Here is a 15855-nt window from a genome sequence, read left to right on the forward strand (position 1 = left end):
TTGTAACTGAAACTTGTGAAGATTCCATGAGGATGAATAAGATGGTCCATGAAGCCCATGAGATTGTTGGGCTTCATGGTATACTAATGCATTTCGTTTTATCACGTGGCATTTATAAGAGACTTCAGATAAGAGACGCTTTGCGGCACCTGGCTTTCATGCAAGCCATGAAGAATCAGCGGCCCGTTAAAACGATAAGCGCGCAGGAGCTGAATGTATGCTTCATAATCCAGTTCTCCGGTACCGGCAGCCCTGTACCGGAATCCATCTACAGTCGAATAATCCTTGGCATGAGCGATAATAACATGTTCACCGAGCAGTGACAGCGCTTGATCTACTACCTCTGTCAAAGCCTTTCCGTCGTTCGGGTTGAACAAATTCGCTGCATCCAGTACCACCTTCAACCGCGGAGTACGCATCGTATCCAGCAGCTGTCTGGCTTTAACGGCATCGCTTATCACATTGGCCGGCTCCGGTTCAACGGCCAGCTCGAGCCCGAATTCCTCTGCTATATTCACCAGTGCCTGCATGGTGATCAGCAGATCATCCCATGCTTCCGGCGAATCGTTGTCTGGATGTCTTCTCCACATATCGATTGGATCCCTCGTCCCTGTGCACAGGGTAATGACCGACGTCCCCATGAAATGGCACATCGCTGCCAAATGGCGAAACCGAAGAATGTCATGCTGCCGTTTCTCCTGATCGGGGTGGATCATATTAAAGGTCCCGGATACGGCCGCCATATGAAGATGCCGATTCTCGCACGCAGCTTGTATATGTGCCGCGGTCCCCAGATCGACGGCCTCCGGCAGCGACGGAAGAGCGGCGCAGGTAAGATTGAACTGGATGACCTCCAATCCGGTTGCTATGGCAGCGTCCAAGTTTTCTTCCAGTGTCGGCCTCTCAAACGTCTTGGAGAATATGCCCAATTTCATCACTCATACGCCTCCCGATGCTTCAGCCAGCTTTACCGTCTTGCCGCTCTCAACGGATCTGGCAATCGCCGCCATCGCGCGCATGGCTGCTACTCCGTCATCCAGATTGGCTCCTCGCATGGGTGCCTGCTCCAGAATCGTATCCGCGAAGCCTTCAACCTGCAGCTTGAAGAAATGCGCATCTTCGCCTAGCGGCCTGTGATAACAACCGTCGCGCGAGGAGAACACCTCGACGTCGCTTGACTTGAAGAGCCACGGATTGTAGGTCTTGCCAACAACGCTTCCGTGTTCACCGTAAATTTGAAAGCCTTCATGCCAGTCCATCCGGACGGCGACCGTAAGATCCAGATGCCCTACAGCCCCCGATGCAAACTGAACCGTAACGAACCAGTTATATGCGCCGAATTTCTGCGTATTCCATGCCGTCACGCTCACCAGGTCCCCCCTAAAAAGCGGGCCGTATCCACCAGATGGCTGCCATGCGTCAGCATGTAATAACGCAGCTTATCGAGCTTCGGATTACCTTCCGGCCTCAGGGCATTCGGACTAAGCCGAACCAACGGTTGCACGTTTTCGGTGACCGTATACCGGTAGGTGGAATCGCAGTACCATGCTTTCAGGGCCAGCATCTCCCCCATCTCTTGCTCAATAAACCGTTTAGCATAAGCGATGCCGGGATCAAAGCGTTTCATGTTTCCGATTTGGACAACACAACCGGAATCCCTTGCTCTCCGCTGCAATTCCTCACACTCTTCTACGGTGACGCCAAGCGGCTTTTCCACGAGAACATGTTTACCTGCTTCGATGGCTTTAAGGGCGGCTTTCACGTGAAATTGATCCGCGATGCCAATGATGACAGCTTCCACCTCGGGATCTGCCAGCATCTTGTCATAATCCTTGTAGGTTCGTACCGGCTGATGGATTTCGGCCATGCGGTTCAGCAAATCCTCCGCGACGTCGCATATCGCATAAAGGCGTGCATTGCGCGCCCTCCGGCAAGCTTCGAAATGTCCGTACTGCGATATGGGGCCGCAGCCCAGCACGGCTGCATTCAATGTCGTTCTATTCTCGGCCATGACAGCACCTCCTGTAGTTGATGATTATAAGAAAAACGCCGATCGACGTACTTTCTCAGAAGACAGACCGCGGTTAGAGGATGTTTTTCTTGCGATATCAGGAAGGCCCGTGCCTTCGGAGTTTATACTTACTGATATCTAAAGAAAAACGCCGATCGACGTACTTTTCTCAGAAGACAGACCGCGGTTAGAGGAAGTTTTTCTTGCGGTTATTGAATTGTTCGGCTCCGCTGGAAACTAATAAATTCTATAATCTATGGCAAAAGCCGCAGGATATACTCCTGCGGCTGCATTCCCTCTTATTTTTTTGCCATGTATTTGCGAATGTCAAATGCTACCGCTGCTACGATAATAAGCCCTTTGATGATCAATTGCCAATAGGGACTGACGCCGATAAAGGTTAACCCGTAATTGATAACGCCGAAGATCAGAACCCCGGCCATCACGCCGGGCACCGTGCCGATGCCGCCAGCCGTGGATACGCCTCCGACCACGCATGCCGCTATCGCATCAAGTTCATACATGTTGCCATAGTTGTTGGTCGCACCACCGGTTCTTGCAGCCTCCAGCACGCCGGCGATGCCGTACAGTGCACCGGAAATAGCGTAGATCGCGATGAGATTGCGAGCGACATTGATCCCCGATACATGCGCAGCTTGCACGTTGCCTCCAATGGCATACATGTTTTTGCCGAGCCGGGTCTTGTTGAAGATGACCCAGCAGATGAACGCAACAAAGATAGCGATGATGACGATGTAAGGGAGTGAGTAACCGCCGCCGAAGTCGATGTAGCCGCTGCCCCACACGGTAAAATCCGGTCGTAAGCCGCCGATCGGCTGGGACTGGTTCGGCTCCATATCAAAATAGATGGAATTGACGCCGTAGATCCCGACCATCGTACCGAGCGTCGCTATGAACGGCGGCACATGCAGCTTGGCAACAATGAAGCCATTGATTAGACCGACGACAAGCCCCGCTACGATACCGATCAGGATCGGCAATAGAACCGATACCTGGGGCAAATCCGGGAAAAAGCGGTTCGCATAAACCTCCGTTTGCAGCATCGAAGCCGATACGACCGCGGTTAAGCCTACGACGCGACCTGCGGAAAGGTCTACCCCGCCAGTGATCAGAATGAATGCCGCTCCCAGCGCGATGATCAATCTGGTCGAGGATTGCTGCAGGATATCCCGCAATGTGGAAAAGGCCAGAAAGTTGGGATCTGCGACGGCAATCCCGATGACGAGCAGTATTAATACTACGAATATGGCGCGCTGCGCCAAATAATCTTTAACCTTGACGATGGCTTGCGTATTCATCGACTTCCCCTCCCGGATCGGCCGACCGCTGCTGTGCGGCCAGCCGCATGATTTCCTCTTCGCTTGCTTCCTGCCCTTCCAGAATTCCCGTCATCCGCCCTTCGCTCATCACCATGATCCGGTCGGACATTCCGAGCAGCTCGGGCATTTCGGAGGAAATCATAATGATGCTCTTCCCTTGCGTCGCCAGCTGCGTAATGATGGAATAAATCTCGAACTTGGCGCCCACATCGATCCCGCGGGTCGGCTCATCCAGCAGCAGGATCTCGGGCTCCGTAAGCAGCCATCTCGCCAGCAGCACCTTCTGCTGGTTCCCGCCCGACAGATTTCGAATCTGGGTATTGACCGACGGCGTCTTGGTTCTCAGCTTCTCCACGTTCGTTCGCGCATCCTCGATGCCTCTGCGTTCATTCAGCAGGAACGCCCAATTCTGATACCTTCGAAGATTGGCAATGACCGTATTCTCGTAGACCGAGAGTACCGGGAATATGCCGGTGACTCTACGCTCCTCCGTCAGCAGTGCCATGTTGTTTTTCTTCGCATCGGAAGGCGACTTGATCTTCACTGGTCTCCCGTTAATCGATATGGTTCCGGAGGCCACCGGACGAAGCCCGAAGAGAGCCTCAACCAATTCCGTGCGCTGAGCGCCGACAAGGCCGCCAATGCCCAGAATCTCGCCCTTTCTCAGCTCGAAGGATACATTCTGAAACGAGTTCGGATTAGTGGAGCTTAATTGGCGGACCTGCATCCGGGTTTCGCCCGGAATGTTCGTCCGTTCAGGATAGCGCTCCGTCAAATCCCGCCCCACCATACGGGTAATGATCAAATCGGTCGTCAATTCTCCTGCCTGCCAGGTTCCCACGTACTTCCCGTCCCGCATGATCGTGACATCATCGGATATGCGCAGAATTTCTTCCATTTTGTGCGAGATGTAGACGATGGACACGCCCTGCGACCGCAGCCTGTTCATGATGCTGAACAGATGCTCCACCTCGTTCCCGGTCAGAGATGAGGTCGGTTCGTCCATTACGATCACTTTGGAGTGATAGGACACCGCTTTGACAATCTCAAGCGATTGGATCTTGGACACAGAAAGCGCTCCTGTCCTTGCTCTGGGATCAATATCGATATCAAGCTCGCGGAACAGCCGGAGCGTGTCCGCTGCCATCTGTTTCTCGTTCACGAATTTCAAGGGCCAGAAGCCCGTCATCGGAAATCTTCCCAGCCATATATTCTCCATCACATTGCGGTGCGGCACGGGATGAAGCTCCTGATGAATCATGGATATTCCGTGATTTAATGCATCCTTGGAGCTGTTGATGGCGACCTTGTCGCCGTTTAAGTAAATGTCGCCTTCATCAGGCTTGTAGATGCCGAACAAACATTTCATCAGCGTTGATTTGCCGGCTCCGTTCTCGCCCATGAGCGCATGCACGGTTCCGGGTCTTACCTTGAACGTTACGTCGCTTAATGCCTGAACGCCTGGAAACGCCTTCGATATATTCCGCATCTCCAGCACATACGATTCCGCCACTTTGAATACCTCCTTCGCTTTTCCGGGCCAAAAGGGTCCAATATAAAGGGACAACGCTACGATGAGCCGCTGCCCCTTCTTATAACCCTGCCATTATTTCGCGTCGGCGATATTGTCCTTCGTTATTTTTTTGTAGGCGATCCACACGTATTTACCGTCGGTAATATCAAAGCCGGTATTCTCCTTGTTCGGCGTTTCCCCTTTGGAAAGCGCGGCCGCTATGGCAACGGAAGCTTTGCCCTGGCTCTTGGCGTCGTTAAGCACGGTTCCGAGAAGGGTGCCATCTTCCAGCGCCTGGACGGCGGGAGCCGTCGCATCGACGCCCACGACCGGCATGTACTTGTCGCCGCTGAAATAACCTGCCGCTTTCAAAGCCTCAATCGCTCCGAGCGCCATATCGTCATTGTTGGCCAGCACCGCTTCAATCTTGTCGCCATGGGACGCGAGGAAGGTTTGCATCTTCTCCTGTCCTTTCACGCGGTCCCACATGGCGGTATCCACCGCAAGCGCTTCCACTTCAATGCCGGCGTCTTGAATCGCCTGAACGGAGAATTTGGTCCGCAGCTCGGCATCCTGATGGCCCGGCTCCCCCTGCAGCAGCACATACTGCAGCTTGCCGTCCCCGTTCTTGTCTGCCTTCGGATTCGCTTTCCAATAATCGACGATCAGCTGTCCGGAGATCGTGCCGGATTCCTCCGCCTTCGCCCCTACGTAATAAACCTTATCCCATTTGTTCATGTCTTCCGCGATCGGCTCCCGGTTCAGGAAAACCACCGGCGTATTGGCGGTTTTCGCCTTGTCGATAATGACGCCCGCTGCCGTGCGGTCCACGGGGTTGATAATCATGGAGCTGTATTTTTTCGAGATAAACAGATCGATTTTCTCATTCTGGGTCGGCTGCGCATTTTGACTATCCACGATATCCAGTTTGGCTACGCCATTCGCTGCATCGGACATCGCATTCCGAACGCCTGTCATAAAGGTATCGTCGAACTTGTAAATCGCCACCCCGACTTGAGGCGTGCTGCCGCCTGCCGCGTCGCCGTTCGTGCTATCGCTGCCGGTTGAACTGCTCCCGCCGTTGTTGCATGCCGCCGTGGTCAGCATCATGCCTGCCATTAGGACAAACAGCCATTTTTTCTTCACTTGGGTTGACCTCCCTGATTCATTCGATATTTCAGTGCTGGCTGCGGAACTCCGAAGCCGTATCTCACTGACTACCGCCATTATGCCGGAATGACCCTGATATTCGAATTCAAAATCCTCCTGATTTCTAGCAAAATTCTCATCATTTACCGATTGGCTTCGCGACTTCCTTAATTACTTCACAAATGGAAACAGCACCTTCTGATTATCCATCCAGAACATATTGTCGGAATCGATCACCTTGGTCTCAAGCACGATCGGCTTATCATATCTCGAACCGTCCATGACCTTCACAGCCTGCTCTACGCCCAAGTAGCCCGTGCTGAATCCGTTCTGTACCACGAGTTTATGAAGGACGCCATCCTGAAGAAGCTGAAGCTGTTCCAGATCGCTGCCGAAGGTGACAATCTTGATCTCACCTTGAACCTTCCGCCTTGCGACTTCTTTAGCCGCTCCCAAGGAAGCCTGAATATCGAGTGCCAGAATTCCGTCGACGGCGCCCTGATCCAGCAGCTGTTTGGCGGCCTGCCAGCATGCATCCTTGCGTTTGCCGCAAGCCGCGCCGCCCGCTATTTCAATTCCGCCGATATCTGACCATGCCCGTTTGGCTCCCTCTTCGCGGGCGATCAAGTCGGGGTCCTCCCTGTCGGAACGCAGGATGGCTACTGTACCCCGACCTTCAAGCAAGTCGGCCAGCTGCTCGCCCGCCTTGCGTCCGGCAGCTTCATTATTGATCGCGATCGCGGATAAGATGCCTGTGGTCATTCGTTCATCATTCAATGCAATCACGGGGGTACCCGCTGCCGCTGCCTTATCGCCTAATTCCTGCAGCACAGCCTCCGATGCCGGGTCGATCAAGATCGCGGAGGCGCCCTTCTCCAACATCTTCAAAGCGGCCTGCAGCTGCTCCTCCTCATCGTCGCTAGGCTCCAGGGAAACATAATCGAGCGCCAATCCGTATTCCTTGGCGGCCGCCTCGGCGCCTAAACGGATTGCATCCCCCTGCTCTTCGGCGTGTACGGGAGCCACAAGGGCAATATGTTGAAGCCCGGGCTCCTCATCCGGGTCCGTATCGGATGAACACGATGTTAAGAGGATCAGGACAGCGACGAGTGCAGCGAAACATCCCCTAGGTCCAATCGGTAACCGCAGCGGCCGAAAAGTTCTAATCATGCTCGCGTTCCTCCTCGTCCATATCGTGAATGACCGGAATCCGTATGCGAACGGTAGTGCCCGCCTCCTGCTCGCTCTCGAATTCCAGCCCGTACCGTTTGCCGTAATACAGGCGAATTCGGTCATGGACATTTCGAACGGCCACGCCGGAACCGGCCGTATTGATAAATTGTGCCGGGTTATGAGGCGTCTCTTTAGCGTCCAAGATTCCTTCAACCATCTCGGGCGTCATCCCAACCCCGTTATCCGTAACCGTCATTTCCAGCAATTCGCCTTTTACGGCTGCCCCTATGCGAATATGCCCCTGATCCACCATATACTCGATGCCGTGCACGATGGCATTCTCGATTAAGGGCTGAAGCACCAGCTTGAGGGTGTAACAGGATAGCGCGGCTTCGTCCGCTTCGATCGCAAAATCGAATTTCTGTTTATATCTCATCTGTTGTATGGTCATATAATGCCGTGCGTGCTCCAGCTCTTCCCGGACGCTTATCGATGTCTTCCCTTTGCTCAAGCTCAAGCGAAACAGCTTCGACAAGGAAGTAATCATCGTAATGACCTCCTCCTTCTTGCTCATTCCTACCATGCGAACAACCGAATTCAGGGTATTGTACAAAAAATGAGGGTTGATCTGGGCCTGCAAGGCTTCCAGCTCATATTTACGCTTCGATTCCTGCTCCTTCACAATCTGTTTCATGAGCTGCCTGATCTTATTCAGCATCAGGTTGAAACGGCCGGACAGCTGCACTACTTCAAGCGGTCCCTGCAACGGGAGCTCCACGTCGAAATCGCCCCGTTCCACGGCTTTCATCGTTCGGCCCATGCGGCGGATGGGCCGGGTGAGCATGGCCGAAAGAATCAGGGATACCGCGATGGCCAGCACCAAGACTATGGCAACCACCCGGACCAAATAACGGTTGACCTCTTCTCTTGTGGTCATGATCTCATCCAAATAGGATACGCCCACGATTTTCCAGCCTATGTTGACGACCGATTTGACCGTATTGAGCCGCTTGACCCCATCCGATTCATCAATGTAGCTCTCCGAGGAGGTCAGCGCCCGCTCAACGCTCTCATTCCGAAGCCCCATGTAGATTAATTGCTGCTGCGGATGGTACACGATATTTCCCGCTCCTTCGTCGATGATGTACGCATACCCGCGCTTCCCCAGACTGATGCGGCTGCTCAGCTCGTCGATCTTCTTGAAGTTGATATCCACCAGCAGAATGACGTACATCGGCTCCCCGTCATGAACGACCGTAATGCCTTTGCTCATCGTGACGACCCATTCAAACGTTTGGTCGAATAAATTCTGAACATGGGGCAGCGAGAAGCTCAGATGGTCGGAGACTCTCATGGCCGAGTGAAACCAGCTCTGTTCCGTCACCTTGGCGCTGGGCTTGACCGGAATGGCCGGATGGTTCCGCAGCATGTCGCCCTGATCATTAAACAAAGCGATGGAGACGATGTCATCTCGGCTTCGCATGATCGTATCGAGTTGTTTTGTCACCTGTTCATCGTCCCACTGCCCGTCTGCCAGCATATTTTCCTCGATCGCCCGATACAGCTGCGCCATCCCGTCCACGTAATCCTCGAGATTATAGCTAACCTGGTCCACGATTTGCTGGGCATTCAGGAATACGCTTTGCTCTGCCGATCGCGAGAATTTATTGAAGAGCAGTACGGCTACCACGATCACAATGAGCAGAATGAACGCCGAGAAGGACCACATGATGATGGATTGAATGCTGTGCGCCCGGAATCGCTTAACCCATCGTTGAACAAACGGTAGGACCGAGTATCGCTTCGTATACGTGATTTTCACCGATGCCCTACCCCCTCGCTTGTGCCCGATATTCCTTAGGCGAAACGCCGACCTGCTTCTTGAAGCTGAAGCTGAAATAATTCGGATCGGCAAACCCGACGCGCTCCGCGATTTCGAAAGCCTTCAGGTCGGTGGATCGTAAAAGCTCCTTGGCCGTTTCCATCCGCAGCTGCATTAAGTACTGCACATAGGTCATTTTGAGCTCTTTTTTGAATACGCCGCTAAAATAGCCTGTGCTGATATGCAGGTGCATGCACAGCTTCTGCAGCGATATATCCGGGTCGCCGTAATGCTCCCGCGTGTATTGGAGCGCTTTCTCCACGATGTCTTTATAGGCATGCTGCCTAGAGCTGGAGATTTGCTTGCGGATGGCCAAACTGACATCCTGAAGCCAAGCTTTAGCCTCCTGTAGTCCGGAAAACTTGAAGATCTCGGCATGCAGCTGATACCCCGCTCCAAACATCTCCTCAAGCTCGATCCCGGATTCTTTTGCCGTTCGAAGTATGGCCGTTACGACTTCCAGGAGATAGATCTGAACCTCTTGAATCGTGCAGGATGCTCCGATCAGCTCATCGAATATGTGCGTAATCGCTTCACTTAATTCCTCCGCGGTTCCGAGCTTAAGATTGCGGATCAGCGCTTGCTCCTGCAATTCGTCCAGGCGGACCCCTTCCTGCCTCGGACTCTCCACGTCATCGATGAAGATGACTTTCTCGGCACCGAGAATCAGCCGGTAGTCCAGCGCCAGCAGCGCATCCTGGTAGGAGTGCTTAAGATCGGACAGAGTCCGGACCCTGGAACCCACGCCGATCGTAACCGGCAGCTTCAGATAGTGAAGAATGCTTTTGAGCAAACGATCCAGTGCGACCTGCAGGTCGCCAAACCACGACTCGTCCTCGCAGCCGTCATTCGTAATCAAGAACACGATGCTATCCTGGTATATGAATGCGCTTCCAAAAGAAAGGGGATCCATCAGCTCTTTCGCAATGTTCAGCATGGCGTGCAGCATCAAGTCCATATCGCCGGAATGCCGCAGGGAGCTTGATGGAGCACTCTCCTTATGCTCAGCCGCCGGATATAAAGCCATCACCGCGGCGAGATAACAGGCGCCGTTCAGCGGAAGGCCGTAATTCCGAGTTTTCTCCTCAATGATGGACCGGGGCAGTTTTCGGGTTAACAGCGAAGCCAGGAACGATTCCCGAAGCAAAGGCAGGCTTGTCCGGTAATGCTCCTTCAATTGGCGCACGTCCTCACGCTCCGCCACCTCCATATCGATTTTGTCCTTGATCTTGCCTAATAACTCCATGAAGCTTTCGGCAGAGAACGGCTTGAGCAAATACTCATCCACGCTGAGCGTAATCGCTTGGCGGGCGTAATCAAATTCGTCATAGCCGGTCAAAATCACGATTTTGCACAGCGGCTGATGCTCCCTTAGCCATGAGGCCAGCTGCAGTCCATCCTGAAAGGGCATACTGATATCGGTAATAACGACATCCGGCTCCAACCGCTCCGCAGCCTCCACGGCCTCTCTTCCGTTCTCCGCCGTCCCCTTGATCTCGAATCCGCAGGCTTCCCATTGGATTTCCTGAACGAGGCCTTCTCTCACATCGGCTTCATCATCCACTAACAGCACTTTATACAATGCGACCCCTCCCGTTTCTGTCCTGTTCGGTTGCAAACTGAATCTATAGTGATCTTACCTCGCCGCGCCAAAATTGGGAATCTTCCACATTATGTTTTTTGCAACAAAAAAAAGAACGAATGCACGACTCCAGCGAAACAGCGCTTCCCTGTTCCTGGAGTCATGATTCGTTCCGAAATCGATTGTGCAGCATTCCTTACGCCTGAACGGGTACGGAGACGGGTTTTACCGGCGTGCTCAACCTCTTGATGCTCAGATAGTAAGCGATGCCGAGCGGGATGACGGCGCCCAGCCAAGCCAGCGGATTTGCCAGGCTTGCACCGAGGAAGCCGATCTGCGCGGTCAGGAAGATAGCAGCCAGTACCCGCATGATCAGCTCCATGATGCCCGCCACAGTGGGAATTAAGCTCTGACCAAGCCCCTGAAGCGTGAAGCGGTAGATGAAGAGCAGCGAAAGAAGCAGATAGGTGCTGCCGTTCGATAAGAAATACAGCCTGCTGAGAGACAGCAATTCCTCTTGGCCTTGACCCACAAAAAGGCTGACGGCGGCAGGACCCGCGAATATAACCAGCAGGCCCACGGCGATGCTGAATGATCCCGAGAGCCAAATACACTGCTTAACCCCCAGTTTGATCCGGTCTATGCGATTCGCTCCGAAGTTCTGAGCGGCAAAAGTCGCCATCGTAATCCCGAAGGAACTCATCGGCTGCGTGGCGAGCATATCAATCTTCTGAGCAGCGGTATAAGCCGCAACGGCTGATGCCCCGAGACCGTTTAGCGTGATCTGCAGAATAATGGCTCCGATGGCGATAATGGAGGCTTGGAAGCCCATCGGAAAACCTACCCACATATGCTGGCGAATAAATTTCCAATCGATGGACCAGTCGGCATTCTTGAATTGAAGGAGCGGGACCTTCTTATGAATGTAGATCAGACAGAGCAGGCAGGAGAACAGCTGCGATACAACCGTGGCAAGTCCGGCTCCGGCGACTCCCATCTTAAATACGAGAATGAATAAGAGGTCGAGCACGATGTTCAGAATGCTTGCAACGACCAGGAAGAGAAGCGGCGTCCGGCTGTCGCCGAGAGCGCGGAGCAGGTTAGCCAGCAAATTAAACAGAACGGCCGCGCCGACGCCCCAGTTAATGACGATCAGATACGAATACGCATCATCCAAAATTTCGGCAGGGGTGTTCATCATGACGAGGACGGGTCTCGTAAATATAACGCTCACGATGGTGAGGAATACCGTGAACACCAGACTGATCCATATACTCGTTCCCACGCTTTTGCGGACGCCTGCGATATCCTTAGCTCCAAAACGCTGTGCCGTTATGATAGACAAGCCAGCCGTCAAGCCTTGGGCAAAGCCGATGACAAAAAACAAAATGCTGCCTGTCGAGCCAACGGCTGCAAGTGCGTTCACGCCAATGGTACGTCCCACGATAAGGGTGTCCGCCATGTTGTAAAATTGTTGAAAAATATTACCGATCAAAAGCGGGATGGTAAACATGATAATCAGCTTGATCGGACTTCCTTGCGTCATGTCTCTCATGTAGATTCTCCTATGCCGTCAATAAACGTTCCTCTAGAGATTTATTTGAAATATTATGCTTCAAGCAGCGCTTATCGCATCGAATGGAAACATTATAATGGGTGAGGGTCGTTTGTATTCTTGTGTATCTTATCATGAAAGAACATAAATTTCTCCTATTTATTCCCGAAATCAAAACTAAAAGCAAGTACTCGTCATTCGAAGAGTCTGTACCCGATTTGGATCCCTGATTTCTCTATAACTGAAAAGGCCAACCGGTCATTTCGGTTGGCCTTTTCAACATGATGACATGTGATATCCCTATGGAATTCCGATGTTTATGCCTCTTCGACGGCAAGCTTATCCAAGGCCAGCTTCGCACGTGACCGCGCTTCTTCGACATCGCCGGCGGTTGACAGCGCGACTGCTACTCGTCTTCCGACCTTGGTTACCGGTTTGCCGAACATGCGAAGCTGCGTATTCGGAACGGCCAGCGCTTGATCGGCGCCTGTAATCGTATAGTCTTCCAGCTCTCGGCCGGCTTTCAGGGGGCGGCTGGCTCCCGGCGTGATCAATTCGATCTCTGGTATCGGAAACCCGAGAATGGCACGGACATGAAGCGCAAATTCGGATAGATTTTGCGTGACCAGCGTAACCAGCCCAGTATCATGCGGACGCGGGGATACCTCGCTGAAGTACACCTTATCCTCGGCCAAAAATAATTCAACGCCGAACAAGCCGTATCCGCCAAGCTCGTCGGTAATCTTCCGCGCAATATATTTAGCTTCCTCGATTTGCGCTTCAGACATATCGTGCGGCTGCCACGATTCGATATAATCTCCGCTTTCCTGAATATGCCCGATCGGCGCACAGAAGCTTGTTCCATTGACGGAGCGGACGGTCAGAAGCGTGATCTCCGACTGGAATGTAATGAATTCCTCAATGATCACTCTTCCGTTCTGCACGCGGCCGCCTTCCATGGCGACGTTCCAGCAGGACTCGATATCCCCTTCCGAACGGCACACGCTTTGGCCTTTGCCGGAGGAGCTCATCAGCGGTTTGATCACGCACGGAAAACCCATGTCCAGGACAGCCTGCTTGAATTCCTCATAAGTATCGGCAAATCGATAGTCCGCAGTCGGCAGCCCCAACTCCTCTGATGCCAACCGGCGGATCCCTTCACGGTCCATCGTAAGCTTTGCGGCTCGGGCGGTAGGAATCACCCGATACCCCTCATCCTCCAGCTTCACCAGCTCCGAAGTAGCCAGCGCTTCAATCTCCGGTACGATCAGATCCGGTTTTTCCAGCTCAATGATTGCGCGCAGCTTCTCGCCGTCCAGCATATCGATCACATGGCTGTGATCGGCAACATGCATGGCAGGAGCATCGGCATAACGATCGACGGCTACGGTGTGGACACCCAATCGTTGTGCTTCAATTATGACTTCTTTCCCTAGTTCTCCAGATCCCAGCAGCAATATTTTTTTCGTTTTGAACATCGTTGTTTTATCCCCTTTTCATAGTTTCAGAGACGATAGAAGCCCAAGAAAATAATAAAGAGGTAAGGGAAATAAACCTCCCTTACCTCTGCCCAGGCGTACGGCCTTTGTCATCCATGTGCTCCCTCATGGTTCCCCATGCTACGCCAGTCACACATAAACCTATACATTGTTACATAAATGATACTGAATCTTTTCGTTAAATGCAATATCAGCCTGCGTCTTTAAGATTTGGACTTCAACATTTCGATCATATCCTGAAGCGAGTGTGACAGCCATTTCTTAGGATGAATGACAATCTGGATGTCCAGTCGAATGTCAGGGTGTTGAAAGGGAAGAATCGCCAGCTCTCCCCTCTTGATTTCCTCCTCTGCTACCATTCTCGGCAATAGCGAGATGCCGGTACCGGACATGATATATCTTTTGATTGCCTCGGGGTTGCCCAATTCCAAACCAATACGGACGGGAGTTCCGCTGGCGCGCAGCACTTTTTCCAGCATGATCCGGTAATTGCATGTATCCTCGGTCATAATCCATTCGGTATCAGCCAGATGCTCCAGCTTGATGACGGGCAATCTACGAAGCGGATGATCCGGATGGGCAATCAAAAGGAGGGGCTCTTCCCGGATCGAGATCCAATTCAATGAAGTATCTTCCGGTTTGTTCTCCAGAACAAGCCCGAGATCGTACTCACCCTCTCTTACCTTACTGACGATGCTATCTTCACGATCAGGCTGCAAGCGGATGACGAGATCCTCATGCTTCTGCCTCAGCCGATGAATGACGGCTGGAAGAAAATAAGCGGCAAGCGAGTCGATCGTTCCAATCGATAAGTTGCCCCCGCCTTGTTTCGTCAGCTTTTCCTTAGACTGCTGGAACAGATCCAGCATTTGGACAGCATACTTGAACAGCTCCTCCCCTGACTTCGTCAGGCGCAGGCCTCTGCCATACCGTTCAAACAGCTTGACGCCGTATTCCTTCTCCAGCTTCTGAATCTGGGTGGTAACGCTGGATTGTGCATAACCTAATTCGTCAGCGGCTTTAGTAAAGCTCTTTCGGACAGCAACCTCCCTGAAGGTTTGCAGATAGATCAGTTCCATCGCTCTCTCCTTATCAATAATATTGATAATAGCTATCTATTATTATAGATAACACCGATTCCATTTCCTATGGTAAAGTAAAGCCACAATTCATGAAATGGAGGAAAGATCATGTTGAGTCCGCAAGAATTGAGAGGTATTTATGTTCCGGTGGTCACTCCCTTTTCACATGAATACGCATTGGATATTCCGTCTTATCATCGTTATTTGAAGAATTTGTTATCCCATGACATTCAAGGATTGGTCATCAACGGAACGACCGGAGAAGCGCCGACGGTAACTTGGGAAGAAGTGGTTCAGGTGGTGGAGGAAACGCGAAGAGGTTTGGACGGGCGGCTATTGCCGGTCATTATTGGTACGGGTACCAACGATACGTTCTCCAGCATGAAGCGGACGGAATGGGCAGGACATATCGGGGCAGACGCGGTATTGGTGGTCACGCCGTATTACAGCCGCCCTTCGATTGAGGGCATTATACAACATTTCCGCAAAGTCGCGGAGGTGGGAATACCGGTTATATTGTACGAAGTTCCTTCGCGCACTGGAATTTCCTTACCGGTCGATGCCATTCGAAGAATCATGGAGATCCCCGGTGTCATCGGAATGAAGGACAGCACTGCGAGTACGGAGCTTATGAGAAGCTTGTCTCCATACGATACGAAGCCTGTTCTATGCGGGGACGATGTCCGCTTTCATGAGATGCTGCGTCATGGTGCATCCGGGGGCATTTTGGCGTCGGCCAATGTGAATACCGAGGCTTTTATTCGTGTGTATCAATTAGCTGCCCAAGGGGATTATTCTCGTTCCGAAAAGGAGTTTGAAGTGCTGCTTCCCGTTATTCATCAGTTGTTCGCAGAATCCAATCCCGCTCCGCTAAAATGGCTGCTTGCCAAGCAAGGCCTTATCTCATCCGACACCCTGCGCCTGCCGATGGGCACCATTACGGATGAGCTCAAGCTATCCTTGGATCAAGCACTCAAAAACTGAGAAACTTTAAATCGTGGACGTAATAGATTTCTCCTCAAGAGTGGCGGGGCGCATACGCTGCCTTGCCTTTCTTGAATGGATGATT

At 52.4% G+C, this 15855-nt stretch carries 13 protein-coding genes and 1 riboswitch; of the genes, 1 reads left to right on the plus strand and 12 read right to left on the minus strand.

The window, feature by feature from the left end; all coding sequences use genetic code 11:
• Nucleotides 1–101: 101 nt before the first annotated feature.
• The 12 genes from P0X86_RS18895 to P0X86_RS18950 all read right to left on the minus strand — a co-directional run bounded on the left by P0X86_RS18895 (nt 102) and on the right by P0X86_RS18950 (nt 14783).
• Complete coding sequence (locus P0X86_RS18895; protein WP_277746189.1) at nt 102–935, minus strand: sugar phosphate isomerase/epimerase family protein; 834 nt, start codon at nt 933–935, stop codon at nt 102–104.
• A 3-nt stretch (nt 936–938) separates the two neighbouring features.
• Entirely contained in the window at nt 939–1370 is a 432-nt protein-coding gene (locus P0X86_RS18900; protein WP_277746190.1) for a Gfo/Idh/MocA family oxidoreductase, read from the minus strand.
• The gene (locus P0X86_RS18905; protein ID WP_277746191.1) at nt 1367–2011 is read right to left on the minus strand and encodes a Gfo/Idh/MocA family protein; all 645 of its coding nucleotides are present in this window, start codon (nt 2009–2011) and stop codon (nt 1367–1369) included. Before P0X86_RS18905 ends, P0X86_RS18900 begins: the two co-directional genes overlap by 4 nt.
• Nucleotides 2012–2310: 299 nt before the next feature.
• A complete protein-coding gene (gene mglC / locus P0X86_RS18910; protein WP_096774194.1) occupies nt 2311–3330 on the minus strand; it encodes a galactose/methyl galactoside ABC transporter permease MglC in 1020 nt (339 codons plus the stop codon).
• Nucleotides 3302–4840, minus strand: coding sequence for a sugar ABC transporter ATP-binding protein (locus P0X86_RS18915; protein WP_481858307.1), 1539 nt, complete (start codon nt 4838–4840; stop codon nt 3302–3304). The genes mglC and P0X86_RS18915 overlap by 29 nt, the downstream gene beginning before the upstream one ends.
• Nucleotides 4841–4957: 117 nt before the next feature.
• Nucleotides 4958–6010 (minus strand): galactose ABC transporter substrate-binding protein, encoded by a 1053-nt coding sequence (locus tag P0X86_RS18920; protein ID WP_277746193.1) that lies wholly within the window; start codon nt 6008–6010, stop codon nt 4958–4960.
• A gap of 174 nt (nt 6011–6184) precedes the next feature.
• Nucleotides 6185–7183, minus strand: a complete 999-nt coding sequence (locus P0X86_RS18925) for a substrate-binding domain-containing protein (protein WP_277746194.1) — start codon at nt 7181–7183, stop codon at nt 6185–6187.
• The gene (locus P0X86_RS18930; protein ID WP_277746195.1) at nt 7176–9008 is read right to left on the minus strand and encodes a cache domain-containing sensor histidine kinase; all 1833 of its coding nucleotides are present in this window, start codon (nt 9006–9008) and stop codon (nt 7176–7178) included. The genes P0X86_RS18925 and P0X86_RS18930 overlap by 8 nt, the downstream gene beginning before the upstream one ends.
• Before the next feature lie 7 nt (nt 9009–9015).
• Entirely contained in the window at nt 9016–10650 is a 1635-nt protein-coding gene (locus P0X86_RS18935) for a response regulator (RefSeq protein ID WP_277746196.1), read from the minus strand.
• Nucleotides 10651–10846: 196 nt separating this feature from the next.
• The gene (locus P0X86_RS18940; RefSeq protein WP_213578996.1) at nt 10847–12205 is read right to left on the minus strand and encodes an MATE family efflux transporter; all 1359 of its coding nucleotides are present in this window, start codon (nt 12203–12205) and stop codon (nt 10847–10849) included.
• Between the two features lie 317 nt (nt 12206–12522).
• Complete coding sequence (gene purT, locus P0X86_RS18945; protein ID WP_277746197.1) at nt 12523–13683, minus strand: phosphoribosylglycinamide formyltransferase 2; 1161 nt, start codon at nt 13681–13683, stop codon at nt 12523–12525.
• 83 nt (nt 13684–13766) lie between these two features.
• Nucleotides 13767–13847, minus strand: a riboswitch (ZMP/ZTP riboswitch).
• A gap of 60 nt (nt 13848–13907) precedes the next feature.
• Entirely contained in the window at nt 13908–14783 is an 876-nt protein-coding gene (locus tag P0X86_RS18950; RefSeq protein WP_277746198.1) for a LysR family transcriptional regulator, read from the minus strand.
• 111 nt (nt 14784–14894) lie between these two features.
• On the opposite strand from P0X86_RS18950, the gene dapA reads away from it, so the two are divergent.
• Nucleotides 14895–15770, plus strand: coding sequence for a 4-hydroxy-tetrahydrodipicolinate synthase (gene dapA, locus P0X86_RS18955; protein WP_277746199.1), 876 nt, complete (start codon nt 14895–14897; stop codon nt 15768–15770).
• Nucleotides 15771–15855 lie beyond the last annotated feature (85 nt).

The sequence above is a fragment of the Paenibacillus sp. BR1-192 genome (assembly GCF_029542445.1).
GTDB classification, from domain to species: Bacteria; Bacillota; Bacilli; order Paenibacillales; family Paenibacillaceae; genus Paenibacillus_AQ; species Paenibacillus_AQ lautus_A.

Coding starts and splice junctions, on each gene's coding strand:
- dapA (WP_277746199.1), top strand. CDS start 14,895: ATGTTGAGTCCGCAAGAATTGAGAGGTATTTATGTTCCGGTGGTCACT.
- mglC (WP_096774194.1), bottom strand. CDS start 3,330: ATGAATACGCAAGCCATCGTCAAGGTTAAAGATTATTTGGCGCAGCGC.
- P0X86_RS18905 (WP_277746191.1), bottom strand. CDS start 2,011: ATGGCCGAGAATAGAACGACATTGAATGCAGCCGTGCTGGGCTGCGGC.
- P0X86_RS18950 (WP_277746198.1), bottom strand. CDS start 14,783: ATGGAACTGATCTATCTGCAAACCTTCAGGGAGGTTGCTGTCCGAAAG.
- purT (WP_277746197.1), bottom strand. CDS start 13,683: ATGTTCAAAACGAAAAAAATATTGCTGCTGGGATCTGGAGAACTAGGG.
- P0X86_RS18895 (WP_277746189.1), bottom strand. CDS start 935: ATGAAATTGGGCATATTCTCCAAGACGTTTGAGAGGCCGACACTGGAA.
- P0X86_RS18940 (WP_213578996.1), bottom strand. CDS start 12,205: ATGAGAGACATGACGCAAGGAAGTCCGATCAAGCTGATTATCATGTTT.
- P0X86_RS18915 (WP_481858307.1), bottom strand. CDS start 4,840: ATGCGGAATATATCGAAGGCGTTTCCAGGCGTTCAGGCATTAAGCGAC.
- P0X86_RS18925 (WP_277746194.1), bottom strand. CDS start 7,183: ATGATTAGAACTTTTCGGCCGCTGCGGTTACCGATTGGACCTAGGGGA.